This window comes from Mycolicibacter sinensis (genome assembly GCF_001667375.1).
In the GTDB taxonomy this organism is placed as follows: Bacteria; Actinomycetota; Actinomycetes; order Mycobacteriales; family Mycobacteriaceae; genus Mycobacterium; species Mycobacterium sinense_A.
In genome coordinates this window covers 1-25,037 of the sequence record NZ_LZIN01000065.1, presented here as the reverse complement: position 1 = coordinate 25,037, position 25,037 = coordinate 1, and the positions used below count along the sequence as shown (strand labels likewise).

Sequence of the window (25,037 nt, the reverse complement as noted above, 5' to 3'; positions counted from 1 at the left end):
CGCCGGCGCTGCCGCCGCCGATGATCCCGAATCTGGAGATCCCCGGCCTGCCTGGCGGTCCGCCGATCCTCGGTCCGCCCCGGGGCGGGTGGGACGGCGGTGGTCACGGCGGTGGTCACGGTCGCGGTGGTGGCAAGGGCCGCGGCGGCGGCGGGATCAAGATCCCGCTGCCGATCCCGGGCCTGCACTTCTGAGGTGGGGATTTCCCCCGCAAACACCTAAGATGGGCTAATCAATCACCGGCCGTAGGGGAGGAGGTGCGATGGACATCGTTCTGGGCGTGTCGATGGCACCGCCGTCGGTACGGATGGTGCTCGTCGAAGGGGAGAACGCCGGTGGCGTCACCGTCGACGAGGACGGCTTCGAGGTCGACTCCGACGGGCCGGCGTTTCCCGACCAGGTGGTGTCGGCCATCCTGGGCACCCAGGAGAGCGCTGAAGAGGGCGGCTATCGGCTGGCCTCGACCGGGGTGACCGTCGCCAATCAGCTGCAGGCCGGCCAGTTGCGGGACGCCCTGGCCCATCGCCGGGTCGAGAACGTGATGCTGGTCTCGGCGTTTTTGGCCGCGGCCGCGCTGGCGCAGACGGTGGGGGGGACGGTCGGCTACCAGCGGACCGCGCTGATGTTCATCGAGCCCGACGGCGCCACGCTGGCGGTCGTCGACTCGTCGGACGGCTCGATCACCGAGGTGCACCGGGTGGCACTGCCGTCCGACGACGCCGCCGCCCTTGGCGAGTTGACCGCCCTGGCCGCGCAGGCCGGCCGGCTCGAGTCCCGGCCCGACGGGTTGTTCGTGGTGGGCTCCGGCGTCAATGTCGGCGTGGTCAAGCCCGACCTGGATGCGGCCAGTCCCATCCCGGTCAGCGTGCCCGAGGAGCCGGAGACGGCGCTGGCCCGGGGTGCCGCGCTGGCCAGCGCACACGCGCCGTTGTTCGACTCGTCGACGTCGGCGTTGGCGTGGGCGCGCGACCCGGGCACCGGCGTGCTTGACCCGAATCTGGTCGCGCTGGGCTACGCCTACCAGGCCGGCGGCGACTACGACGCCACCAGGGGCGAGTACGCCCTGGCCTACAGCGCCGTTCCCGACGACGCCGACGCCGACTACCTGGCGTTCTCCGACACCGGCACCACTCAGGGCGCCGTCGCCGAGGACTACGCGCCGAGCTCCGGTCTGCGGCTGTTCGAAGAGGCCGAGCATCCCCGCCGCCGCAATCCGTTCCTGCTGGCCGGCAGCGGGCTGGCGGCATTCTTCGTCGTCGGGGTGGCTTCGTTGCTGGTGGCGCTGGCGGTCAGTATCCGGCCCACCGCGTCTGACCGTCCTGCGCCCGGCCAGCACATCGTGGTACCCACGCAGCAGGCACCGGCCCCGGTTCCCCAGGTGGCGCCCAAGGTGCCACCTGCCGCGCCCGCCCCGGCGGCTCCAGCACCAGCGGCCCCGGCGCCGCCCGTCGCGCAGGCCCCGGCGGCTCCTGCGCCGGTGCCCGCGGCTCCTGCGCCCGCGCCGGCGGCCCCCGCTCCGGCGGCCCCGGCACCGGTGCCGATTCCGGTCCCCATCCAGGTGCCCAGCCCGCCGGCGGTCCAGATTCCCCCGCCGGCCCAACCGGCCCCGCCGGTCAAGCAACCCGAGTGGCCACGAATCTTCGACCCGCCCAAGCAGAGTCCGCCCAAGAACGACAATCCGTCGTGGCTGCCGGGCAACAACGGGGGCGGTAAGAAGGACGACAATCCGTCGTGGCTGCCGGGCAACAACGGGGGCGGTAAGAAGGACGACAATCCGTCGTGGCTGCCCGGCAACAATGGGGGCGGCAACAAGGGCAACAACCCCTCGCCGTGGCTGCCCGGCGTCGGCACCAACGGCGGCGGAAACAATCCCTGGTTGCCGGGCCTGGGCGGCGGTAGCAGCGGCGCCCGCGGTGGCGGCGGCGGCTCCTGGTTCCCCGGCCTCGGTGGCGGCGGGGGCAAGGGCGGCGGCGGCAAGGGCGGCGGCTGGCCTTTCTGAGTTGACGCGCAGTCCACTAGCCTGACGGCGTGGACTACGCCGCAGCATTGCTTGAGGAGAACCGCGCCTTCGGTGAGCTGGTTCGCTCCGGGGATCCGGAACTGGCGATCCCGACCTGCCCGGAGTGGAACCTGACGCAGCTGTTCCGGCACGTCGGGCGCGGACATCGTTGGGCCGCCCAGATCGTCGCCGACCGCCTGGAGCATCCGCTGGACCCACGCGAGGTCGTCGACGGCAAGCCGCCCGCGGACCCCGACGCGGCCATCGACTGGCTGCATGACGGCGCCCAGCGGGTGCTCTACGCGATAACCGGCATCGGGCCGGACAACCCGGCATGGACGTTTCTGGGTCCGCGCCCGGCCGTCTGGTGGCTACGCCGCCGGTTGCACGAGGCGACGGTGCACCGCGCCGACGCCGCCCTGGCGCTCGGCGCTGACTTCAGCTGGTCGCCGGAGTTGGCCGCGGACGGGATCTCCGAATGGCTCGACCTGGTCACCGCACGGCCCGGCCGCGACGGGCAATCGCCGCTGGCCGGCGGTCAGAGCGTGCACCTGCACGCCACCGATGACGGCCTGGGATCGGCGGGCGAGTGGACGATCAGCCGGTCGGCTGACACCGGAGCGCTGAGCTGGTCGCATGAGCACGGCAAGGGGTCGGTGGCTTTGCGCGGCCCGGCCCGCGACCTGTTCTTGGTGGTCATGCGCCGGGTTGCGGTGGCCGACACCGACATCGCGGTGTTCGGTGACGCCGCGGTGTGGCAGGACTGGGTCGAGCACACCGCGTTCTGAGGGCGCGCCGACACGGTAGTTTGCAGACCATGAGCACATCGGAGATCGCGACCGTCCTCGCCTGGCACGACGCCCTGGCCGCCGGTGACGTGGATACCTTGGAGCAGCTGTCCAGCGAGGACATCGAGGTAGCCGACGCCGACGGTGCCGCGCAGGGCCATCAGGCGCTGCGGCAGTGGGCAGCCTTGGCGCAGACCAGCGCCGGGATCGGCCGGATGTATGTGCACGGCGGGGTGGTGGTGGCCGAGTTGACGCCCGCCGAAGCCGGCGCCACCGCCCAGGCGGTTGCTTTCCGGGTGGTGCACGACCACGTCACGGCGGTGTTCCGTCACGACGACCTCGACGCGGCGCTGACCGCCACGGACCTCACCGAGGCCGACCGCGCCGACTGACTGCGAGCGGCAGTTAGGCTCTACCCCATGCGCGGGATCATCCTGGCCGGTGGCTCGGGCACCCGCCTGTATCCGATCACGATGGGCGTCAGCAAACAGCTGCTGCCGGTCTACGACAAGCCGCTGGTCTACTATCCGCTGTGCACCTTGATGCTGGCCGGTATCCGCGACATCCAGGTGATCACCACCGGCCATGACGCACCGGCCTTTCAGCGATTGCTGGGCGACGGCGGCGCATTCGGGGTCGACATCACCTACGCCGTCCAGGATCGACCCGAGGGGCTTGGGCAGGCGTTCGTCATCGGCGCCGAGCACATCGGCACCGACTCGGTCGCACTGGTGTTGGGGGACAACATCTTCTACGGCCCCGGGCTGGGAACCAGCCTCCGGCGCCACCAATCCGTTTCCGGCGCAGTCATTTTCGCCTACTGGATGGCGGACCCCTCGGCCTACGGCGTCGTCGAGTTCGACGCGGACGGCATCGCGGTGTCGGTGGTGGAGAAGCCGACGGCCCCCAAATCGCACCACGCGGTACCGGGGCTGTACTTCTACGACAACGACGTCGTCGAGATCGCCCGGGGCTTAAAGCCATCCGCGCGCGGCGAGTACGAGATCACCGATATCAACCAGACCTACCTCGAGCAAGGCCGGCTGCGGGTCGAGACGCTGGCCCGCGGTACCGCCTGGCTGGACACCGGGACGTTCGATTCGCTGCTGGACGCCGGCGATTACGTCCGCACCATCGAGCGCCGCCAAGGCCTCAAGATCGGCATCCCCGAGGAAGTCGCCTGGCGGATGGGATTCATCGACGACGCCCAACTCGCGGCCCGCGCGCACGCCCTGCTCAAGTCCGGGTACGGCGGCTATCTGCTGGAGTTGCTGGACCGGCGCTGATGCGCTACCGAACGCCGGCGATCGTCGCCGCCGCTAGCTGCAACGAGCGCTCGGCGTCTTCACGCCGATCGCCCATCCCGACAAACATGTCGACGGTCATCGGGCCCAGGATCTTCGTGAGCGCACGGCCGTCCCGCTCGAAGGTGCCCACAATCTCCAACAACACCACGCCGTGGATCATGCTCCAGATCCGCCCGGCCAAATCCACGACATCGTCCGCGCGGATCCGCCCGGCGGCGACGATGCGCTGCACTACGGTGATGAGTTGGTCGAATGCATTGTTCCCCACCGGCATTCCGATATTCGGCGTGCCGATCAGCCGGGGCGACGCCAGCCCGAACATCAGCCGGTACCGCTGCGGATTCTCCAGCGCGAACTCGCGGTAGTTGTAGCCCATGACGAAGAAATCGGCCATCGGGTCGTCGATTCTCGGACCCGCGCCGAGCGCAGCACCGAACCGCTCAAACGACGCCGCGACGATGGCGTCCAGCAGGCCGTTCATTCCGCCGAAGTGGGTGTAGACCGCCATCGTCGACGCCCCGATCTCGGCGGCGACCTTCCGTGCCTGCAGCGCCTCGGGACCTGAGGTTTCCAATAGGTGCAGCCCGGCTTCGATCAAGCGCTCACGCGGATTCACCCTTGCCATCTTGCCATAACGGTGTTATACCTATCCATAACGACGTTATGGCAGGGAGGTTCCACGATGAACAATCCGTACCTGGAGGGCGGTTACGCCCCGATCGCCCAGGAATACACGCTCACCGACCTCAAGGTCTCCGGAGCCATCCCCGACTACCTGGACGGCCGCTACCTGCGCAACGGCCCCAACCCGGTGGGCGAGATCGATCCCGCCGTCTACCACTGGTTCATCGGAGACGGCATGGTCCACGGCGTGCGCCTGCGCGACGGCAAGGCCGAGTGGTACCGCAACCGCTATGTGCGCGGGCCGCAGACAGCCCAAGCGCTCGGTGAACCGCCGCCGTCCGGCTACCGCCGCGAGGCGATGGGCATCGGTGCCAATACCAACGTAATCGGCCACGCCGGGCGCACCTACGCGCTGATCGAGGGTGGCATCTCTTGCGCTGAGCTGACCGAGGAGCTGGACACCGTCGGCGCCTGCGACTTCGACGGCACCCTGCCCGGCGGCTACACCGCGCATCCCAAACGTGACCCGGACACCGGCGAGCTGCATGCCGTGTCGTACGCGTTCAACCGCGGTAACACCGTGCAGTACTCGGTGATCGGCGCCGATGGCCGGACGCGGCGCGCCATCGACATCGAGGTCACCGGCTCGCCGATGATGCATGATTTCTCGCTGACCGAAAACCACGTCGTCTTCTATGACCTGCCGGTGACCTTCGATACACGCCAGGTCGCCGAGGGGTCGGCGCCCCCGGGCCTGCGGCTGCCGGTGCGACTGATCCTGAATGCCCTGATCGGGCGGGTCCGCATCCCGGACCCGATCACCGCCCGGCTGCCGCGCCCCAAAGACGGCGACCGCCGCATGCCGTATCGGTGGAACCCGAAATACCCTGCGCGGGTTGGGGTTATGCCCCGTGATGGCGAGAGCTCTGACGTGCGGTGGTTCGACGTGGAACCGTGCTACGTGTTTCACCCGCTGAACGCCTACGACGACGGTGACACCGTCGTGCTCGATGTGGTGCGCCACCCCAAGATGTTCGACACCGACCTACGAGGTCCTGCGGAGGGGCCGCCCACGCTGGATCGGTGGACGGTGGACCTGGCCGATGGCAAAGTCCGGGAGTCCCGCATCGACGACCGGGGTCAGGAGTTCCCCCGGGTCGACGAGCGCCGGGTCGGCCGACGGCACCGGTTCGGCTATGCGGTTGGTTTCAACGGCGACGCGTCGACGCTGCTCAAGCATGACCTCGTCGGCGGGTCGACGGCGACACGCTCGTTTGGTGCGGGAAAACAGTTGGGCGAGTTCGTCTTCCATCCGTCCGCAGCCGACGCGCCCGAAGACGACGGTGTGCTGATGGGCTTCGTGTACGACAGCGCGACCGATCGCAGCGGGCTGGCGATCCTGGATGCGGCCACGCTGGAGGACGTCGCCGGTATCCAGCTGCCGCATCGTGTTCCCGCGGGCTTCCACGGCAACTGGGTGCCCAGCGGGCAGTAGGAGGTCGAGATGAGCACGACGTTGGTAACGCCGTCGGAGCCCGCGATGCGGGTTGGCGATCCGGAGCGGGAACGCACTTCCGCCCGTCTCGGCCAGGCATTCGCCCAGGGCTACCTTTCTATGGAGGAGTACGAGACACGACTGGGGCGGGCGTTTGAAGCCCAGACCGTTCGTGCTCTCCGCGACCTGCTCATCGATCTGCCCGTCGAGCGGATTGGCCGGCGGGATCCGCAGCGTCGTGCCGTGCGGCACGCCGCCGCGCGTCGTGCCGTGCGGATTCACCTGATCGCCTATCTGGCCGTGTCGGTGCTGATGATCGGCATCTGGCTGGCGACCGCCGTGGCTGCCGGGACGTGGTATTTCTGGCCCGCCTGGCCCATCCTCGGCTGGGGCATCGGGATCGTCTCCCACGCGATTCCCGTTGGGGCATGTGGGCGAAGGGCTTCCCGTGCCGACGACCCTGTCGTTAGCGTGTTCGGTACTCGAACTTTCCCGCGCTAAAGACAGTTTCGGCGCAAACGGCGAGCAACTACACCCGGTAGCCGACCAGGAAGTTGCCCAAACGTTCGATGGCGCTGGACAAATCACGAGCCCACGGCAGCGTCACGATACGTAGGTGGTCCGGGGCAGGCCAGTTGAACCCGGTGCCCTGGGTGACCAAAATCTTCTCCTGCAACAGCAGATCCAGGACCAACTGCTCGTCATCGGCGATCGGGTAGACCTCGGGGTCTAGTCGCGGGAACGCGTACAGCGCACCGCTCGGCTTGACACAGGAGACACCCGGAATCTCGTTGAGCTTGGTCCAGGCGACGTCGCGCTGTTCGAGCAGTCGCCCGCCGGGCAGCACCAGATCGTCGATGCTCTGGTAACCGCCCAATGCCACCTGAATGGCGTGCTGGGCCGGCACGTTCGGGCACAGCCGCATATTGGCCAGCAGATTGATGCCCTCGAGAAAACTGGTCGCGTGCTCCTTGGGGCCGGTGATCGCCACCCAGCCCGCCCGGTAGCCGGCCACCCGGTAGGCCTTCGACAGCCCGTTGAAGGTCAGGCACAGCAGATCCGGCGCCAGGGAGGCCAAGTTGATGTGCTCGGCGTCCTCGTAGAGGATCTTGTCGTAGATCTCATCGGCGAGCAGCAGCAGCTGATGCTTGCGGGCCAACTCGGCGATCTGGTCGAGCACCTCGCGGCCGTAGACCGCTCCGGTGGGGTTGTTCGGGTTGATCACCACCAGCGCCTTGGTGCGCTCGGTGATCTTCGATTCCATGTCGGCGATGTCGGGCTGCCAGCCCTGAGTCTCGTCGCACAGATAATGCACGGGCGTGCCGCCGGCCAGCGAGGTCGACGCCGTCCACAGCGGATAGTCCGGCGCCGGGATCAGCACCTGGTCGCCGTTGTCCAGCAGGGCCTGCAGCACCAGGGTGATCAGCTCGGACACCCCGTTGCCCAGATACACGTCGTCGACGTCGAAGCGGGGGAAGCCCTCGACGAGTTCATAGCGCGTGACCACTGCGCGGCGAGCCGGCAGGATGCCCTGCGAATCGGAGTAGCCCTGTGCGTGCGGCAGCGCCTGGATCATGTCGCGCATGATGACGTCGGGCGCCTCGAACCCGAACGGTGCCGGGTTACCGATGTTGAGCTTGAGGATGCGGTGCCCCTCGGCCTCCATCCGGGCGGCCTGGGCGTGGATCGGACCGCGGATCTCGTAGAGGACGTCCTGCAGCTTGGTCGACTGCGCGAAGGTGCGCTGCCGCAGCTGGCTGCCGGGCGCAGGCCAGGGCATCTGATGAGGCAACTGGTGAGCGGTCACGTCAACAATGGTCCCATAACTGTCCAATCAAAATTTGCCCGAGAAACAGATCGGGGCCGTATGTGCACACAGACGGCCCCAACCTGTTATCTCAGCGTTTGCCCGGCGGCTTCGCCCCGCGCTGGATCCCCAGCCCCTTCACCGGAGGCTGTTCTTTGGGAGCCTCGGCCGCCGGTGCCGCCTCGGGAGCCGCCTCGGTGGGGGCAGCATCAGCAGCCGGCTCAGCCGCCGGCTCGGCTGCGGCCGGCTCGGTCTTGGCGGGTTCGGCAGCCGGAGCCGGCGCAGCCTTCTTGGCGCCGGGCTTGCGGGCGCCTGCCGCCAGCCCCAGCCCCTTGACCGGTGGGGCCGCCGCGGGCTCCGCGGCGGTGCTGGTCGGCTCGCTGGCCGTGCTGGCCGGTTCCGCCGCGGAGCTGCCGGGTTCGGCCGGGGCCGCGGCCGCCTTCTTGGCGCCGGGGCGCTTGGCCCCACCGGCGATGCCCAGGCCCTTGACCGGAGCGGCCGGAGCCGCCGGTTCGGCAGGTGCCGCAGTGCCGGCCTGGGCAGCCGGGGCCGCGGCCGCCTTCTTGGCGCCGGGGCGCTTGGCCCCACCGGCCATCCCCAGTCCCTTGACCGGGGCCGCGGTCTTGGCCTCGGCCGCCGGAGCCTCGGCAGGCTTCTCCGCCGTCACGGTGGCCACAGCGGCGGGGGCGGGTGTCTCCTGCTCGGCCTTCTTGGGGGCCCGCTCGGCCGCCGCCGCGGCGGTGCCCTTGGCCGGCAACGTCACCCCGGACAGATCCAGTGAGTCCAGCAGGATCTGTGCGATGTCACGCACGTCCACACCGGAGCGCCCGGAAGCCTCGATGCGGTCGTCGAGACCGTCGGAGATCATCACCCGGCAGAACGGACAGGCGGTGGCGATGGTGGTGGCACCGGTGGCCAGCGCCTCGTCGACGCGGTCGTGGTTCACCCGCTTGCCGATGTGCTCTTCCATCCACATCCGCGCCCCGCCGGCCCCGCAGCAGAACGAGCGGTCGCGGTTCCGCGGCATCTCGATCAGGTTGGCACCCGAGGCGGTGACGAGCTCGCGCGGCGGCTCGTACACCTTGTTGTGCCGGCCCAGGAAGCACGGGTCGTGGTAGGTGACGTCCCGGGCCATCGGGGTGACCGGAATCAGCCTCTTGTCCCGGATCAGCCGGTTGAGCACCTGGCTGTGGTGCAACACCGTGTATTCGCTACCCAGCTGCGGGTACTCGCGGGAGATGGTGTTGAAGCAGTGCGGACAGCTGGCGATGATCTTGCGCTCCGGCTTGTCCACCCCGTCGAACACTTCGTTGAGCATCTCGACGTTCTGAGTGGCCAGCTGCTGGAACAGGAACTCGTTGCCGGACCGGCGGGCCGGGTCACCGGTGCACGTCTCGCCGGTGCCCAGCACCAGGAACTTCACCCCGGCCGCGGCCAGCAGCTCCGCGGTGGCCTTGGTGGTCTTCTTGGCCCGGTCCTCATAGGCACCCGCGCAACCCACCCAGAACAGGTACTCGAACCCGTCGAAGCTCTCGACGTCCTGGCCGTAGACCGGGATGTCGAAGTTGAGCTCATCGATCCAGGCGGTGCGCTCGCTGGCGTTCTGCCCCCACGGGTTGCCCTTGTTCTCCAGGTTCTTGAACAGCACAGCCAGCTCGGACGGGAACTCCGACTCCACCAGCACCTGGTAGCGGCGCATGTCCAGGATGTGGTCGATGTGCTCGATGTCCACCGGGCACTGCTCGACGCAGGCGCCGCAGTTGGTGCATGACCACAGCACGTCGGGGTCGATCACGCCGCCCTGCTCCTCGGTGCCGACCAGCGGCCGGACCGCCTGCTCTGGACCGGAGCCGCCGATGCGCTCGAAGCCCTTCTCCGGCACGTGGTGGCCCGCCAGCGGTTTGGCGTCGGCAAGGTCGACATCCATGGCCGGCGCCTCCGAGGTGCCGAGCAGGTACGGCGCCTTGGCCATCCAGTGGTCGCGCAGGTCCATGATCAGCAACTTGGGGCTCAGCGGCTTGCCGGTGTTCCACGCCGGACACTGCGACTGGCAGCGGCCACACTCGGTGCAGGTGGCGAAGTCGAGCATGCCCTTCCAGGAGAAGTCCTCGATCTTGCCGCGGCCGAACACCGCGTCCTCCGGCGGGTCATCGAAGTTCAGCGGCTCACCGTCGTACTCGATCGGCAGCAGCGGGCCCAGGCCGTCGGGCAGCCGCTTGAACGTGACGTTGATCGGCGCCAGGAAGATGTGCAGGTGCTTGGAGTGCAGCACGATGACCAGGAACGCCAGCGCCACCCCGATGTGCAGCAGCAGCGAGACGGTCTCGATCGTCTCGTTGGCGGACAGGCCCAGCGGCTCCATGAGCTTGCCCATCAGCTGCGACAGGAAGGCGCCATTGCCGTAGGGCAGGCTGCCGGTGTTGACCGCGGCCCCGCGCAGCAGCAGGAAGGTCCAGACGACGTTGAGGATCATCACCAGGATCAGCCAGGCGCCGCCGTTGTGCGAGCCGTAGAACCGGGAGTCCCGGCCGTGCTCGGTTGGGTTGCGGATGATGCGGATGATCATGAACGCGAAGATCGACAGGGTGACTGCGGTGATGAAGAAGTCCTGCAGGAAGCCCAGTGCATCCCAGTGTCCGATGAGCGGGATGGCGAAGTCGTGCTTGAACAGCTGGCCGTAGGCCTCGATGTAGACCGTGAGCAGGACGAAGAACGCCCACATGGTGAAGAAGTGTGCGATGCCCGGGATCGACCACTTCAGCAGCTTGGCCTGGCCGGCGACCTCGCGGATCTGCGTCCAGACGCGGTCCTTGATGTCTGTCATCCGCTCGGCGCCGGTCTTCTGACCGGACATGACCAGCCGGTACAGCCAGAAGACCCGGCGTGCGGACATCAGGCCGACAATTGCCGTCATGCCCAGGCCGACGACCAGCCTGATGAGCATCTGGGTGTTTTCGGTCACGGAGAGCCTCTCCCATCCACAAGTTACTGACTGGTAACCTCACTGCGGTTACTTGCGGGTAACTTACGCCAACCTTGCGCAGCACCTGTTCAAGCCCTGCTCGGTGCTCGCTCATAGTGCCACCCCGCACCCGCCCGGCGCGACAAAGGTTGGCCTAACTGTATCGGCCGGCGACCCTTCGGACGGGGTTTCGCGAGGGCTAGCCGTGCTCGCCCGCGGTCGTGGTGGCGGGCGCCTGAGTCGCAGTCGTGGTCGGCGCCTCCGTGGTCGTCGTCGGCGGTTGCGTCGTGGTCGGAGCCGTCGTGGTCGGAGCGGTGGTGGATTCGGTGGTGGTCGGTGCTTCGGTGGTCGTCGACGCCGTTGTCGTGGCCGGCGGCGCGTTTTCTTCGGTGGTGGTCTCGGGGGCGACCGGCCCGGGGCTCGGGGCGATCGGTGCCTCGCCGGGCGCCGCCGGACTGGAGGTGACCGACGTCGTCGCTGGTGTGGTGTCACCGGAGTCCTTGTTCACCAGCCGGACCATTCCCCACACCATCGCCGCGATCAGCAGCGCCGTCAGTACGCCCCAGCCGATCAGCGCGAGCGGCTGCAGGTACCAGGGAGTCGGTGGCGGTTCGGGCGGTGCGGACCAGCCGGCGGGCGGGCCGCCAAGTTCGCCGTATTCGCTGTAGTAGCCGGCCGGCTCGCCGTAGTTGCCGGTCCCGCGGTAGTCGTAGCCGGCCATCTGGGTCGGTTCGTTGTTCGGATCGTCCGGCGTTCGTTCCACGCGCACCAATGGTAGGTGCCGCGGCTGACGAAAGGCCGCGACGCCGCCTGACGAGTCGCTGTGCCGTCTCCGGACGGCCGGGTCATTCCCGACCGGGAGCGGTCCGTCGTGCAGCCAGCGCGAACACGGCTCGCCAGCCGAGCAATAAGACCGCCGTCGCCGTCGAGGCGACCACGATGAAGGACCACGCCACACCCGCCGATGTCGCTGCGCGCAAGACCATGCCGACCAGCACCGTCGATATCCAGACGATCACCCCGGTGGGCACCAGGGCGGTTGGCCGGCGCCAGGCCCGGGACAACAGCCAGCCCAGCACCGTGCCGCTCAGAAAGGGCCAGGCCGTCACCGCCAAGCCGCTGAGATCGACGCCCTCGTCGTGGCTGCGCCGGCCCAAGGCGCAGAAGATCAGAACGGCCACCAGATCCATCCCGAGCCAAGCCGGTTTCTGCTGCGGTCGCATGCGGCGAGACTACTGGGCCGGTGCGCCGCCTACCGGTGTGGCGGGATGGTGATCACCGTCGGCAGCTCCGGAACCTTGGGGATCGGCGGGATGGTGATCACCGACGGCAGCGAAGGCAGGCGGTGGCGGTGTGATTCGCCGGGCGCCGGGGGCTGCTGGGCCGGTGGCCGTTGCGGCGGGGCCTGCTGCGGTGGGGCCGCCGGTGGAGCCGACGTGCTCGAGGAACTCTCCGACGGAGTGGTGCTGGAGGTGGTGCTGCTGCTGGTGGTCGTGCTGGTGGTGCTCGAGGAGCTGGTCTGCGGCGCCGGGCTGCCCCCTCCGGGGCCGCGGCTGGTCAGCTGGATGATGCCCCAGATCACCAGCCCCAGCATCACCGCGATCAGCGCGAACCAGGCGATCAGCACCGACCGCCGCCGGAACCAGGGTGTGGGCGTTACGCCGGCGAAATCGGCGGTGTCGGCCTCGGCGGCAGGCTGCTGATCGAACGGGTTGTAGGCCGGCCCGTACTGGGTCGGCGCATTGCCGGGGTGGAATCCCGGCTCGCCGGGGCGGGGGCCCAGGCCGGCGGGGCCGAAGGGCGCCGGTTGCGGCCCCGGCGGCTGAGGTCCGCGCTGGCCGTATTGAGTGGAGCGGGTGGGGTCATCGCCGGGGTTGCCGGGGCGGTCTGAAGATCCGAAGCGCGCCATTCCAGCGATCGTAATCGACAGCGGTGGTCGGCGGCCCGACTGAGAGGTCAGAACGTTTCGACGTTGTCGATGCTGACGAACATGCCGTGGCCGGTGCGGTCATTGGTGAACCGGGTGCCCTCGATATCGGCCTTGATACGCCACCCCTGCGCCTGGTAGGTCAGGTAGTCGATGGTGACGACCGGGATGTCGCCCAGGTTTCCCAGCACCCATCGCACAGTGCCGTCGGTAGCGACGCTCACGCCGTTGGCGTGCTGGCCGTCCTTGAGGGGGGTGTTGGTGAACTCCGCCTCGCAGTCGACTTGCGGCGTCGAGATCTGGCAGCGGGTCCGGCCGGACTTCGTCTCGATGAAGACGTAACCGTTCTCGTCGGGCGTCAAGGGGACGACGCCGGCGGGCACTTTCGTGGTGCCTGAGGGGGGCGGTTTGGACGGCGCCGGGGCTTTGGGGGGCGCCGTGCTGGGGCGGGGCGTGCGCACCGAGGGCTCCGGTGGCCCGCCGCCGCCGGGAGCAGCGATCGGGTGGCCGTCGATGGTGGAGGTGCAGCCGGCCAGCAGCAGCGCCGCGGCCAGCGCCAGCCGCCCGCCGATCGCCGCTGTTCTCGCCCGATCCGGTTCCCGCACTCAATCCCTCGCCGAAATAGATTGACGCCCAGCCTACGCACCGTGTGACGTAAGTGGCTGCAGTGACTCGCGGTTTGCCCGACCGGCCGTCGGTCAGGACAGATCGCGGAACGCCAACGCGCCGCCGGCCACCGCCGTCACCGCGGCGAGGCCGTAACCGAACACCGACCACCAGCCGGCGTGCAGATAGGCGGTGATAGCCACGATTGCGATGGCGCAGAACACCAGCGCCATCCCGTAAAGCGGCGGCTTGTCGGCATATCGATTGCGGGCCATGTTTTTTCGGCCTTACTGCTCGTCGGTTTCCGCCGGTGCCATGACCGCGGGCGGTTTCTCGGGATCGGCGGGTGCGGGCGTGGCCGCGGCCATCACCCGCCCGCGAACCAAATACCAGCCGATGACCAGTGCCGGTGCGCCGATCAGCACCGCGGCACGGATCCAGGTGCCGTACTCGGGGTCGAACAGCATCAGGGCGAACACGGCGGCCAGGAACAGCAGCGTGACGTAACCGCTGTACGGAGCCAGCGGCATCCGGAACCCCGGTCGTTGCAGCTCTCCGGTTTTGGTCAACCTGAAGAACCGCAGTTGGCAGGCCACGATCGTGGACCACGCGGCCACCACACCCACGGCGGCGATGTTGAGCACGATTTCAAAGGCGTGCTCGGGTATCACCGCATTGAGCGCGACCCCGAACAAGCCGATCGCTCCGGTCAGCAGAATCCCGCCGTAGGGCACCCCGTTTCGCGACAACGGTGCGGTGAACTGCGGCCCGCTGCCGTTGACCGCCATCGACCGGAGGATCCGACCGGTGGAGTACAACCCGGCGTTGAGGCTGGAGAACGCCGCGGTCAGCACCACCAGGTTCATCATGCCGCCGGCCCCGGCGAAACCGATCTTGGAGAAGAACGTGACGAACGGGCTCTCGCCATGCCGGTAGGCGGTGTAGGGGAGCAACAGAGCCAGCAGCACCACGGACCCGATGTAGAAGATCGCGATGCGGGCCACCACCGAGTTGATCGCCCGCGGCATGACCTTCTCCGGCTCGGGGGTCTCGCCGGCGGCGGTCCCGACCAGCTCGACCGCGGCATAGGAGAACACCACACCCGAAGTGACCAGGACCAACGGCAGCAGCCCGGTCGGGAGGAACCCGCCGTTTTCGCCCCACAGGTGCAGCCCGGTGTCTTGTCCGTCGATCTGGAAGCGCCCCCCTAGAAAGACGGTTCCGACGACCAGGAACGTCATCAGCGCCACCACCTTGATCAGCGCCGCCCAGAACTCCAGCTCGCCGAAGAGCTTCACCGAGATGAGGTTCATCGCCACCACCGCCACCAGTGCGGTCAGCGCCAACACCCACTGCGGGACCACATGGAAGGCGCCCCAGTAGTGGAAGTAGGTCGCGATCGCGGTGGTGTCGACGATGCCGGTCATCGACCAGTTCAGGAAATACAACCAGCCCGCGACGTAAGCCGTTTTCTCTCCGAAGAATTCGCGCGCGTAGGAAACGAAAGAACCTGATGTCGGCCGGTGCAACACGAGTTCGCCGAGCGCCCGCAGGATGAAGAACACGAAGACGCCGCAGATCCCGTAGATCAGAAACAGGCTGGGCCCGGCCTCGTGCAGCCGTCGTCCTGCCCCCAGGAACAGCCCGGTTCCGATCGCGCCGCCGATGGCGATCATCTGCACTTGTCGGGGGGCCAGGTCCTTGTGATAACCCTCGTCTTCGCGGGCCAGCGCCGCCGGAGAGGCCAAGTTGGGGTCAGGGGCGTGGGACATCGGTGCGAGGGTAACCCACCGCGGTGGTCAGGAGGTGGCGGTCGTTGGCTTGACCAGCTGCGCGCCGAGCTCATCGGGCTCGACCCGGTGACCTTCGGCGCAGCGGATTTCGACGGCCGCGTCGGCGCCACAGCCCAGATGTGTCAGGCGGAGCCGCCCACGGTTGGGCAGGTGGCGTTGCCCCCACTGAAACATCGCCCAGACCACCGGCATGAAGTCGATGCCGGCCTCGGTGAGCACGTACTCGTCGCGGCTGCGCTGTCCAGGTTCGCGGTAGGGCCGCCGGGCCAGTAGGCCCAGCTCGACGAGCTCGGCGAGCCGTGTCGCGGTGGCGGCTTTGGTGATGCCAACTCGCTGGGCGAAGTCGTCGAACCGGGTGGTGCCGTAGTAGGCCTCGCGCATGAGCAGCATCGCGGACTTGGTGCCGACCACAGCCATGGTCTTTTCGACCGGGCATTCACCGACCGCCGACCAGCTGTCGCGGTCTGCCAGCGGCCCCTGCAAGAAATTCATCTCAGTTCACCTCGCCATCTGGGTTGACTCTACTATACCCAGAGTGTATAGCTGAGTATAGAAAACAATACTTAGCTAGCCAGGAGGGACTACGATGGCCGAATATCAAGGCCGCGACGCCGTCATCGTCGGCGCCGTTCGCACTCCGATAGGTAAGGGCAAGCCCGGCGGCGCATTGCACGACGTCTTGCCCGCCGATCTGCTGGCCCACAGCCTGCGCGAGCTGGTGCAGCGAACGGGAATCGATCCGATTCAGGTCGACGATGTCATCGCCGGGACAGTCACCCAGGTGGGTGATCAGGCCGTCAACATCGGACGCAATGCGCTGTTGGGTGCGGGCTTCCCCGAATCGGTTCCGGGCACCACCATCGACCGGCAATGCGGCAGCAGCCAGCAGGCCATCAGCTTCGCCGCCCAGGGCGTGATGGCCGGCGCCTACGACGTCGTCATCGCCGCCGGAGTGGAGTCGATGAGCCGTGTCCCGATGGGCAGTGCGGTGCTGCCGGGCAGTAATCCGTTCGGCGCCGCGATGGCCGGGCGCTATCCCGACGGCCTGGTTCCGCAGGGCATCAGTGCCGAGCTGATCTCCGCCCGGTGGGGTTTCTCCCGCGCCGAACTCGACGAGTTCTCCGCGGCCAGCCACGAAAAGGCGGCGACGGCCACCAAAGACGGGCTCTTCGACGACGAGCTCGCTCCGCTCGCCGGGCTGAGTACTGACGAGGCCATCCGGCCCGGCACGACCGTCGAGACGCTGTCGGCGCTGCGGCCCGCCTTCTACGACGAAGCATTGCAAGCGCGCTTCCCGCAGATCAATTGGGACATCACCGCCGGTAACTCCTCGCCGCTCTCCGATGGCAGCGCAGCGGTGCTGATCACCAGCGGCGAAGCCGCCGAGAAGATGGGTCTGCGGCCACTCGCACGCATCCGCAGCGCCGTCGTCGTCGGCTCAGATCCGCTCTACATGCTCACCGGGGTGATTCCGGCCACCGAGAAGGTGTTGCGCCGTGCCGGTCTGAGGCAGTCAGACATCGACGTGTTCGAGGTCAACGAGGCCTTCGCTCCGGTGGTGCTGGCCTGGGCGAAGGAAACCGGTGCCGATCTGGCGAAAACGAACGTCAACGGCGGGGCCATCGCGATCGGGCATCCGTTGGGGGCCAGCGGTGCACGCCTCATGACAACTCTTGTCAACACCTTGCAGCACAGCGGAAAACGCTACGGACTGCAGACGATGTGCGAGGGCGGCGGCATGGCCAACGCCACCATCATCGAACGCCTCGGCTAGGAGGACTCCCCATGATCAGACGGATCGGCACCCGCGCCGAGCGACTGACAGATCGCATCGCCGGCTTCTACGCCGCCGACGCCCAATTCCGGGCGGCGCAACCGGACGCCGGTGTCATCGCGGCGGCGCGCCGGCCCGGCCTGAGGCTCGCCCAGGTGTTGCAGACCTTGGTCGACGGCTATGCGGACCGCCCGGCGGTGGGCGAGCGCGCCCGTGAGGTGGTGACCGATTCCGCGACTGGCCGCACCACTGCGCGCCTGGTGCCGCGGTTCGAAACGATCAGCTACCGGGAGCTGTGGGGACGGGCGGAGGCGATCGCCGCCTCCTGGCGGCACCACGGCAGCCATCCGCTGAGCCCCGGCGATTTCGTGGCCACCATCGGTTTCGCCAGCCCGGACTATCTGACGATCGATCTGGCCTGCTCCTACCTCGGCCTGGTGTCGGTGCCGTTGCAGCACAACGCATCCGCGGCGCAGCTCGGGGCAATTCTGGCCGAGGTGCAGCCGCGGGTGGTCGCGGTGGGGACCGCCTACCTGGATCTCGCGCTAGAGTCCACGTTGGACAGTGCGTCGCTGCGACACCTGCTGGTCTTCGACCACCAGCCGGAACTCGACGCGCACCGCGAGGCGCTGGCACGAGCTCGCGAGCGGATCCGCAGCGCCGGAGCACCGGTTGTCGTCGAGACGCTGGACGAGGTAGTGCAGCGTGGGCGCGCACTGCCGGCCGAGCCGCTCTACACCGCCGACAGCGACGAGCGGCTGGCGATGATTCTCTACACCTCGGGAAGTACCGGGGCCCCGAAGGGTGCCATGCACTCCGAACGGACGCTCACGCGCTTGTGGACGGCATCGGCAACGTTTCTTTCGTCGTCGGAGACACCGGTGTTCAACGTCAACTTCATGCCGCTCAACCACCTTGGCGGCCGGCTGCCGCTGGTGTCGTCGTTCATGGCCGGCGGTACCAGCTATTTCGTGCCCGACCCTGATTTGTCGACGCTGTTCGAGGACTGGTCGCTGGTGCGCCCCACCGAGCTTCCGCTGGTGCCCAGGGTGGTCGACATGCTGTACCAGCGTCACCGCAGCGCAGTGGCCGGCCTGATCGCCGGGGGTGCCACTCTCGAGGCCGCAGAGGCCGACGCGGCCGCTGAGTTACGCGAGGGCCTGCTGGGAGGCCGGGTCCTGGGCGGGTTCGTCGGCACCGCACCGCTGGCTCCGGCAATGGCGTCGTTTCTCGATTCAGCACTGGGCATACACCTGTCTGACGGTTACGGCCTGACCGAGGTCGGCGCTGTCAGCCGGGATGGCGCCGTCCTGCGCCCCCCGGTGCTCGCCTACAAGCTCGTCGATGTCCCAGAGCTCGGGTACTTCACCACCGACAGGCCTTACCCGCGCGGTGAGCTGCTGATCAGGTCGGCAACCGCGACGATGGGCTATTTCAAGCGCCCCGAAGTCACCGCCGAGGCCTTCGACGACGACGGCTATTACCGCACCGGTGATGTGATGGCCGAGTTGGCACCGGACCGGTTGGCCTACGTCGATCGCAGCCGAAACGTCCTCAAGCTTGCGCAGGGCGAGTTCGTCGCGGTGGCGCGCTTGGACGCGGTTTTCGCTGCGGCGCCCGGGGTGAGCCAGATCTACGTATACGGCAACAGTGAACGCTCATACCTGCTTGCGGTGATCGTTCCGACCCCGCAGGCCCGTGCGGAATTCGCCGACGACGCCGCCGCCTTGAAGTCCATGCTTCGGGATTCGCTGCGGCAGTCCGCAAAATCGGCGGAGCTGCAATCTTACGAAATCCCCGTCGACTTCCTGATCGAGACGCAGCCGTTCACCGCCGCAAACGGGCTCGTTTCCGGTGTCGGAAAACTGTTGCGGCCCAAGCTCAAAGCGTATTACGGACAGCGGCTTGAGCAGCTTTACGCCGATATCGACCTGGCTCAGGCCGACGAACTGCGTGCGCTGCGCAACTCCGCGACGGAGCAGCCGGTACTCGAGGTCGTGCGCCGGGCCGCGGTTGCGGTACTCGGTTCCGCAGGCGCCGAAGTCGACGCGAACGCCCATTTCACCGATCTTGGCGGCGATTCGCTGTCCGCCCTGACGTTTTCGGAGCTGCTTCAGGAAGTCTTTGGGGCCGACGTACCCGTGGGCGTCATCATCAGCCCCACGGCAACCCTCGCCCGGCTTGCCGACCACATCGCGGCTCAACGCGGGTCGGCGTCAACACGTGCCACTGCCGCCACGGTGCACGGGCCGGGTGCCGCCGTCTTGCGGGCGAGCGACCTGACCCTGGACAAGTTCATCGATACCACGACGTTGGCCAAGGCCGGGACGCTTCCGCACGTCACCGGCGAACCGCGTACCATCCTGCTCACCGGAGCCAACGGTTATCTCGGCCGGTTCATCGCCTTGCACTGGCTGGAAAGACTGTCGCGGACCGGCGGCACCCTGATCTGCATCGTGCGGGGCAGCGATGACGCGGCGGCGCGGGTGCGCCTTGAGCAGATGTTCGACAGCGGTGACGCAACGCTGAGGCGGCGCTATCGTGCGCTGGCCGCCGAGCATCTCGAGGTCATTGCCGGCGACATCGGCGAACCCGACCTCGGGCTGGACGCGGCCGTCTGGAATCGGCTGGGACGCAGCGTGGATCTGATCGTGCATGCGGCCGCCCTGGTCAACCACGTACTACCCTACGAGCAATTGTTCGGCCCCAACGTCCTCGGCACGGCGGAGTTGATCCGGCTGGCGATCACCACCCGGATCAAGCCGATCACGTTCCTGTCGACGGTGGCGGTTGCCATGACGGTGGACCCGGCCGACTTCACCGAGGACGGTGACATTCGTCAGGTCAGCCCCGTCCGATCGATCGCCGACGGTTACGCCAGCGGCTACGGCAACAGCAAGTGGGCCGGGGAGGTGTTGTTGCGCCAGGCTTTTGATCACTGCACGCTACCGGTGACGGTCTTCCGGTCGGACATGATTCTCGCCCACCGTCGATACGCGGGACAGCTCAACGTCCCCGACGCATTCACCCGGCTCGTCTTCAGCCTGCTTGTGACCGGTCTCGCTCCACGCTCCTTCTACGAAACCGGGCCCGCCGGTGACCGGCCGCGCGCGCACTACAGCGGCTTGCCGGTCGATTTCGTCGCCGAGGCGATCGCGGTCCTCGGCGCTCGGGGCAGCAAAGGGTTCCGCTCCTTCGACGTGATGAACCCGCACGACGACGGTATCTCGTTGGACACCTTCGTCGATTGGCTCGGCGATGCCGGCCGTCGGATCGAGCGCATCGATGACTATGACGCATGGTTGGCACGTTTCGAAACGGCGTTGCGGGCGCTTCCCGAGAGGCAGCGCCGGCACAGCGTGCTTCCGCTGCTGGACGCTTACCGGAAACCGCAGCAACCGCTGCGCGGTGCCCCGGCTCCGACGGCGGCCTTCCGTGCCGCGGTGCGAGCCGCGCAGGTCGGTGACGACAAGGACATTCCGCAGCTGTCGTCGGAACTGGTGACAAAGTACGTCGCCGATCTGGAACACCTCGGCGTGCTCTCGGACTGGCGCCCCAATATCGGTTTGGATGCAAGAGGAAAGAAGGCTGGCCATGAGTGAGATTCGAGCTGCCGCCGTGCAGATCAGCCCGGTGCTCTACAGCCGGGAAGGGACCGTCGAGCGGGTGATCGCCAAGATCGAGCAGTTGTCGCGCCACGGTGTGCGGTTCGCGGTCTTCCCCGAAACGGTGATCCCGTATTACCCGTACTTCTCGTTCGTGCAGCGTCCGTTCGAGATGCGCCCGCAACACCTCAAATTGATGGAGCAGGCCGTGACGATCCCGTCACCGGAGATCGATGCGATCAGCGCGGCGGCCCGACAGGCCGAAATGGTGGTCTCGATAGGCGTCACCGAGCGCGACGGCGGCTCGCTGTACAACACGCAGTTGCTGTTCGACGCCGACGGGAACCTGCTGCAACGCCGTCGCAAGATCATGCCGACGTATCACGAACGGATGATCTGGGGCCAGGGCGACGGCACCGGACTGCGTGCTGTGGACAGCGCGGTCGGGCGCGTCGGCCAGCTGGCCTGCTGGGAGCACTACATCCCGCTGGCCCGCCATGCGCTGATCGCCGACGGCGAGCAGATCCACTCGGCCATGTGGCCGGGATCGTTTGCCGGCGAACGGTTCACCCGCCAGATCGAGATCAGCGTGCGCAATCACGCACTCGAATCTGCCGCTTTCGTCGTCAACGCCACCGCCTGGCTGGATGCCGACCAACAGGCCCGGATCATGGCCGACACCGGGTGCCCGGTCGGTCCGATCTCGGACGGGTGTTTCACCGCGATCGTCAATCCGCACGGCGAGCTGCTGGGGGAGCCACTGCTCGCCGGCGAGGGCGAGGTCATCGCCGACCTAAACCTCTCGGTGATCGATGCCCGGAAGTCGCAGATGGATGCCGCCGGTCACTACAGCCGGCCGGATCTGCTGAGCCTGCTGGTGGACCGCACTCCGCAGGCACAAGTTCGGGACCGCTTCGAAGGATCCACGAAAGCCGATGTCGAGGAGATGGACCGTGTCGCAGTCTGATCCGCGCGAGATCCGGTTCTCCGGAGCCAGGGTGTGCTACGAGAGCACGAAGAGCTACGACGAATTGGTGGCCGCGTTGTTCTCCGAGGTCGGCGACCGGCCGGTTCCGATCGACGACATCGCGAAGAACTTCGCCGGCTGGGAGTCGTATCGCGATCAGGTCCAAACTCACGTCGGTCTTGGCGGATTCATGTTGTTCACGGTCTTCGATCACGGCGGCTGGATCGCCAAGGCCGGCATCGACCGGAAAGTGTTGCGCGTCATTATCGGTAACCCGCTGATCGCGATCACGATGTTGCGCCACGACGTGACCGCGGGGTTGTTTGCACCGGTGGAGTTGCTGCTGGTCGGTGAGGAGAACGGCAGCAGTCTGACCTACGTCAAGCCGTCGTCGTTGATGGTCGTTGAGCCCAATCCTGAGCTGCATGCGGCCGCCGCGGAGCTTGACGTCAAGCTGGCGGCGCTGGCCGCGAAGGTCACGGCATGACGGCCGGTGGCTCGGCAGCGGGACGGCGCATCTTCTTTGCGGGTGCTTCGGGTGTGATCGGTGCTCGCCTGGTGCCTCTGTTGATCGATGCCGGCCACACCGTCGGCGCCATGACGAGATCGGCAGGGAAAGCCGCTCGGCTGGCCGCGCTGGGGGCACAACCGATCGTCTGCGACGTCTTCGACCGACCGGCGCTGACCCGGGCCGTCCGTTCTTTCGCGCCCGACGTGCTCTTGCATGAGCTGACCGACCTTCCCGACGACTTGGCGGAGCTGCCCGCGGAGTCACTGGTCAATGCCCGGATACGGGCCGAGGGCACCCGCAACCTCATCGAGGCGTTGGACATCTCGCGCCCGGCGAAGGTGATCGCCCAAAGCGTCGCGTGGACGATGCAGCCCGGCCGAGAAGCCGACGCGGTCGCCTTCCTGGAGGAGGCCGTGCTTGCCGCCGAGGGGGTGGTGCTGCGCTACGGGCTGTTCTACGGACCCGGCACCTATTACCCGGGCGAACTCCCCCCGGCGCCGCGGGTGCACATCGACACCGCGGTGGCGGTCACTCTCAAAGCGCTCGACGCGGCGCCGGGGGTGATGACGGTCGTCGACAGCTGAGCGGTGCATGTCGCGGTACGTACGCGGTTATGGGGCGTTTCCTGCCTGTATCGGCGGCGTCAGCCGAGCTATGGAACAAAACCGCCAGCCCGCCCGTTGACCACATCGACAAGTTGAGTCACAAACACTCAAGTCTGAGTTGACAGCAGGGCGGCCGGAAGAGCATCCTTGAGCGCAGTCCACTCAGACTCGGTAAACGTCTATTAGGGAGGAACCACAATGGCTCGTGCGGTCGGAATCGACCTCGGGACCACCAACTCGTGCGTCTCGGTGCTAGAAGGCGGCGATCCCGTCGTCGTAGCCAACTCGGAGGGCTCGCGTACCACCCCGTCGGTCGTCGCGTTCGCCCGTAACGGCGAAGTGCTGGTCGGTCAGCCCGCCAAGAACCAGGCGGTCACCAACGTCGACCGCACCATCCGCTCGGTCAAGCGCCACATGGGCACCGACTGGAAGGTCGAGATCGACGGCAAGGACTACACCGCGCAGGAGATCAGCGCCCGCGTGCTGATGAAGCTCAAGCGCGACGCGGAGGCCTACCTCGGTGAGGACATCACCGACGCGGTCATCACCGTGCCCGCCTACTTCAACGACGCCCAGCGTCAGTCCACCAAGGAAGCCGGCCAGATCGCCGGGCTGAACGTGCTGCGCATCGTCAACGAGCCCACCGCGGCCGCGCTGGCCTACGGCCTGGACAAGGGCCAGAAGGAACAGACCATCCTGGTGTTCGACCTCGGTGGCGGCACCTTCGACGTCTCGCTGCTGGAAATCGGCGAGGGCGTGGTCGAGGTCCGGGCCACCTCCGGCGACAACCACCTCGGTGGCGACGACTGGGACGACCGCGTCGTCGAATGGCTGGTCGACAAGTTCAAGGGCACCTCGGGCATCGACCTGACCAAGGACAAGATGGCGATGCAGCGGCTGCGTGAAGCGGCCGAGAAGGCCAAGATCGAGCTGTCGAGCTCGCAGAGCACCTCGATCAACCTGCCCTACATCACCGTCGACGCCGACAAGAACCCGCTGTTCCTCGACGAGCAGCTGACCCGCTCGGAGTTCCAGAAGATCACCCAGGACCTGCTGGACCGCACCCGCAAGCCGTTCCAGTCGGTGATCAAGGACGCCGGCATTTCGGTGTCGGAGATCGACCACGTGGTGCTGGTGGGCGGTTCCACCCGGATGCCCGCGGTGACCGATCTGGTCAAGGAGCTGACCGGCGGCCAAGAGCCTAACAAGGGCGTCAACCCCGACGAGGTGGTGGCCGTGGGCGCCGCGCTGCAGGCCGGCGTGCTCAAGGGTGAGGTGAAAGACGTTCTGCTGCTTGACGTCACCCCGCTGAGCCTTGGTATCGAGACCAAGGGCGGCGTGATGACCAAGCTGATCGAGCGCAACACCACCATCCCGACCAAGCGCAGTGAGACCTTCACCACCGCCGACGACAACCAGCCGTCGGTGCAGATCCAGGTCTTCCAGGGTGAGCGCGAGATCGCCTCGCACAACAAGCTGCTCGGCTCCTTCGAGCTGACCGGTATCCCGCCGGCCCCGCGCGGTGTCCCGCAGATCGAGGTCACCTTCGACATCGACGCCAACGGCATCGTGCACGTCACCGCCAAGGACAAGGGCACCGGCAAGGAGAACACGATCAAGATCCAGGAGGGCTCCGGCCTGTCCCAGGAGGAGATCGACCGGATGATCAAGGACGCCGAGGCGCACGCCGACGAGGACCGCAAGCGTCGCGAAGAGGCCGACGTGCGCAACCAGGCCGAGTCGCTGGTCTACCAGACCGAGAAGTTCGTCACCGAGCAGCGTGACGCCGAGGGCGGCTCCAAGGTCCCCGAGGACACCCTGGCCAAGGTCGACGCCGCCATCGGCGAGGCCAAGAAGGCGCTGGAGGGCACCGATATCGGCGCCATCAAGTCGGCGATGGAGAAGCTGGGCGTCGAATCGCAGGCGCTGGGTCAGGCGATCTACGAGGCCACCCAGGCCGAGCAGGCCGCCTCCGACGCAGCGGGCGGTGCATCCGCCGGTGCCGATGACGTCGTGGACGCCGAAGTGGTCGATGATGGTGATGTCAAGTGAGCGAAGGCGATTTACGAGAGCCGTCTCCGGAGACCATCACCGTGACCGATAAGCGGCGTATCGACCCCGAAACCGGTGAAGTGCGCGCGAGTTCCGCCGGGGCCGCCCCCTCGCGGCCCCCGCCCGCGGCCGGCGCGGCCCGGAGCCCGGCCCGCGCCCGGGGCGGGCACCGTAGGGGGGGAGCACCAACAAAGCAGACGGTGCGGAGCAGCAGA

The 25,037-nt window shown here is 67.6% G+C and carries 23 protein-coding genes; 13 read left to right on the top strand and 10 right to left on the bottom strand.

Annotated elements, in window-relative coordinates; translation table 11 throughout:
* From A5771_RS21980 to rfbA, 5 genes are all read left to right on the top strand, one after another.
* Positions 1 to 194: hypothetical protein (locus A5771_RS21980; protein ID WP_207545439.1), on the top strand; the 194-nt coding region annotated here is incomplete at its 5' end.
* 68 nt (positions 195 to 262) lie between these two features.
* Complete coding sequence (locus A5771_RS12655; protein WP_064855568.1) at positions 263 to 1,999, top strand: DUF7159 family protein; 1,737 nt, start codon at positions 263 to 265, stop codon at positions 1,997 to 1,999.
* Between the two features lie 29 nt (positions 2,000 to 2,028).
* Entirely contained in the window at positions 2,029 to 2,787 is a 759-nt protein-coding gene (locus tag A5771_RS12650; RefSeq protein WP_064855567.1) for a maleylpyruvate isomerase family mycothiol-dependent enzyme, read from the top strand.
* 29 nt (positions 2,788 to 2,816) lie between these two features.
* Positions 2,817 to 3,179, top strand: a complete 363-nt coding sequence (locus A5771_RS12645) for a nuclear transport factor 2 family protein (RefSeq protein WP_064855566.1) — start codon at positions 2,817 to 2,819, stop codon at positions 3,177 to 3,179.
* Between the two features lie 27 nt (positions 3,180 to 3,206).
* A complete protein-coding gene (rfbA, locus tag A5771_RS12640; protein ID WP_064855565.1) occupies positions 3,207 to 4,073 on the top strand; it encodes a glucose-1-phosphate thymidylyltransferase RfbA in 867 nt (288 codons plus the stop codon).
* A 4-nt stretch (positions 4,074 to 4,077) separates the two neighbouring features.
* Here the strand turns inward: rfbA and A5771_RS12635 are convergent, their stop codons facing one another.
* Positions 4,078 to 4,710, bottom strand: coding sequence for a TetR/AcrR family transcriptional regulator (locus A5771_RS12635; RefSeq protein WP_428844408.1), 633 nt, complete (start codon positions 4,708 to 4,710; stop codon positions 4,078 to 4,080).
* A gap of 66 nt (positions 4,711 to 4,776) precedes the next feature.
* Between A5771_RS12635 and A5771_RS12630 the strand changes: the two genes are divergently transcribed.
* Both A5771_RS12630 and A5771_RS12625 read left to right on the top strand, forming a co-directional pair.
* Entirely contained in the window at positions 4,777 to 6,213 is a 1,437-nt protein-coding gene (locus A5771_RS12630; protein ID WP_064855563.1) for a carotenoid oxygenase family protein, read from the top strand.
* A gap of 9 nt (positions 6,214 to 6,222) precedes the next feature.
* The gene (locus A5771_RS12625; protein WP_064855562.1) at positions 6,223 to 6,714 is read left to right on the top strand and encodes a DUF1707 domain-containing protein; all 492 of its coding nucleotides are present in this window, start codon (positions 6,223 to 6,225) and stop codon (positions 6,712 to 6,714) included.
* Positions 6,715 to 6,742: 28 nt separating this feature from the next.
* Here the strand turns inward: A5771_RS12625 and A5771_RS12620 are convergent, their stop codons facing one another.
* The 9 genes from A5771_RS12620 to A5771_RS12580 all read right to left on the bottom strand — a co-directional run bounded on the left by A5771_RS12620 (position 6,743) and on the right by A5771_RS12580 (position 15,800).
* Positions 6,743 to 8,047, bottom strand: a complete 1,305-nt coding sequence (locus tag A5771_RS12620; protein ID WP_064855561.1) for a pyridoxal phosphate-dependent aminotransferase — start codon at positions 8,045 to 8,047, stop codon at positions 6,743 to 6,745.
* Between the two features lie 64 nt (positions 8,048 to 8,111).
* Positions 8,112 to 10,964 carry a (Fe-S)-binding protein gene (locus tag A5771_RS12615; RefSeq protein WP_064855569.1) on the bottom strand — a complete coding sequence of 951 codons (2,853 nt, stop codon included), beginning with the start codon at positions 10,962 to 10,964 and terminating at the stop codon, positions 8,112 to 8,114.
* Positions 10,965 to 11,181: 217 nt separating this feature from the next.
* Positions 11,182 to 11,745: a hypothetical protein gene (locus tag A5771_RS12610; protein WP_064855560.1), complete on the bottom strand. Its 564-nt coding sequence runs from the start codon at positions 11,743 to 11,745 to the stop codon at positions 11,182 to 11,184.
* Positions 11,746 to 11,827: 82 nt separating this feature from the next.
* Complete coding sequence (locus A5771_RS12605) at positions 11,828 to 12,205, bottom strand: DUF3054 domain-containing protein (protein WP_064855559.1); 378 nt, start codon at positions 12,203 to 12,205, stop codon at positions 11,828 to 11,830.
* A gap of 29 nt (positions 12,206 to 12,234) precedes the next feature.
* On the bottom strand, positions 12,235 to 12,891 hold the full coding sequence (locus A5771_RS23055; protein ID WP_131808914.1) for a hypothetical protein: 657 nt from the start codon (positions 12,889 to 12,891) through the stop codon (positions 12,235 to 12,237).
* Between the two features lie 47 nt (positions 12,892 to 12,938).
* A complete protein-coding gene (locus tag A5771_RS12595) occupies positions 12,939 to 13,514 on the bottom strand; it encodes a hypothetical protein (protein ID WP_064855557.1) in 576 nt (191 codons plus the stop codon).
* A gap of 93 nt (positions 13,515 to 13,607) precedes the next feature.
* Entirely contained in the window at positions 13,608 to 13,790 is a 183-nt protein-coding gene (locus A5771_RS12590; RefSeq protein WP_064855556.1) for a hypothetical protein, read from the bottom strand.
* A 12-nt stretch (positions 13,791 to 13,802) separates the two neighbouring features.
* Entirely contained in the window at positions 13,803 to 15,287 is a 1,485-nt protein-coding gene (locus tag A5771_RS12585) for an amino acid permease (RefSeq protein WP_064855555.1), read from the bottom strand.
* Positions 15,288 to 15,314: 27 nt separating this feature from the next.
* Positions 15,315 to 15,800 (bottom strand): winged helix-turn-helix transcriptional regulator, encoded by a 486-nt coding sequence (locus A5771_RS12580; RefSeq protein ID WP_064855554.1) that lies wholly within the window; start codon positions 15,798 to 15,800, stop codon positions 15,315 to 15,317.
* Positions 15,801 to 15,894: 94 nt separating this feature from the next.
* Here A5771_RS12580 and A5771_RS12575 point away from each other — a divergent pair, with 94 nt between their 5' ends.
* The 6 genes from A5771_RS12575 (at position 15,895) to dnaK (ending at position 24,822) form a co-directional block, all read left to right on the top strand.
* Entirely contained in the window at positions 15,895 to 17,082 is a 1,188-nt protein-coding gene (locus A5771_RS12575; RefSeq protein WP_064855553.1) for a thiolase family protein, read from the top strand.
* Between the two features lie 11 nt (positions 17,083 to 17,093).
* Positions 17,094 to 20,684, top strand: coding sequence for a carboxylic acid reductase (gene car / locus A5771_RS12570; RefSeq protein ID WP_064855552.1), 3,591 nt, complete (start codon positions 17,094 to 17,096; stop codon positions 20,682 to 20,684).
* Positions 20,677 to 21,654: a nitrilase-related carbon-nitrogen hydrolase gene (locus tag A5771_RS12565; RefSeq protein WP_064855551.1), complete on the top strand. Its 978-nt coding sequence runs from the start codon at positions 20,677 to 20,679 to the stop codon at positions 21,652 to 21,654. The genes car and A5771_RS12565 overlap by 8 nt, the downstream gene beginning before the upstream one ends.
* Positions 21,623 to 22,141 (top strand): DUF302 domain-containing protein, encoded by a 519-nt coding sequence (locus A5771_RS12560; protein WP_064855550.1) that lies wholly within the window; start codon positions 21,623 to 21,625, stop codon positions 22,139 to 22,141. The genes A5771_RS12565 and A5771_RS12560 overlap by 32 nt, the downstream gene beginning before the upstream one ends.
* Positions 22,138 to 22,749, top strand: coding sequence for an NAD-dependent epimerase/dehydratase family protein (locus A5771_RS12555; RefSeq protein WP_064855549.1), 612 nt, complete (start codon positions 22,138 to 22,140; stop codon positions 22,747 to 22,749). Before A5771_RS12560 ends, A5771_RS12555 begins: the two co-directional genes overlap by 4 nt.
* Positions 22,750 to 22,968: 219 nt before the next feature.
* Entirely contained in the window at positions 22,969 to 24,822 is a 1,854-nt protein-coding gene (gene dnaK / locus A5771_RS12550; protein WP_064855548.1) for a molecular chaperone DnaK, read from the top strand.
* The last annotated feature ends 215 nt before the right edge of the window (positions 24,823 to 25,037 follow it).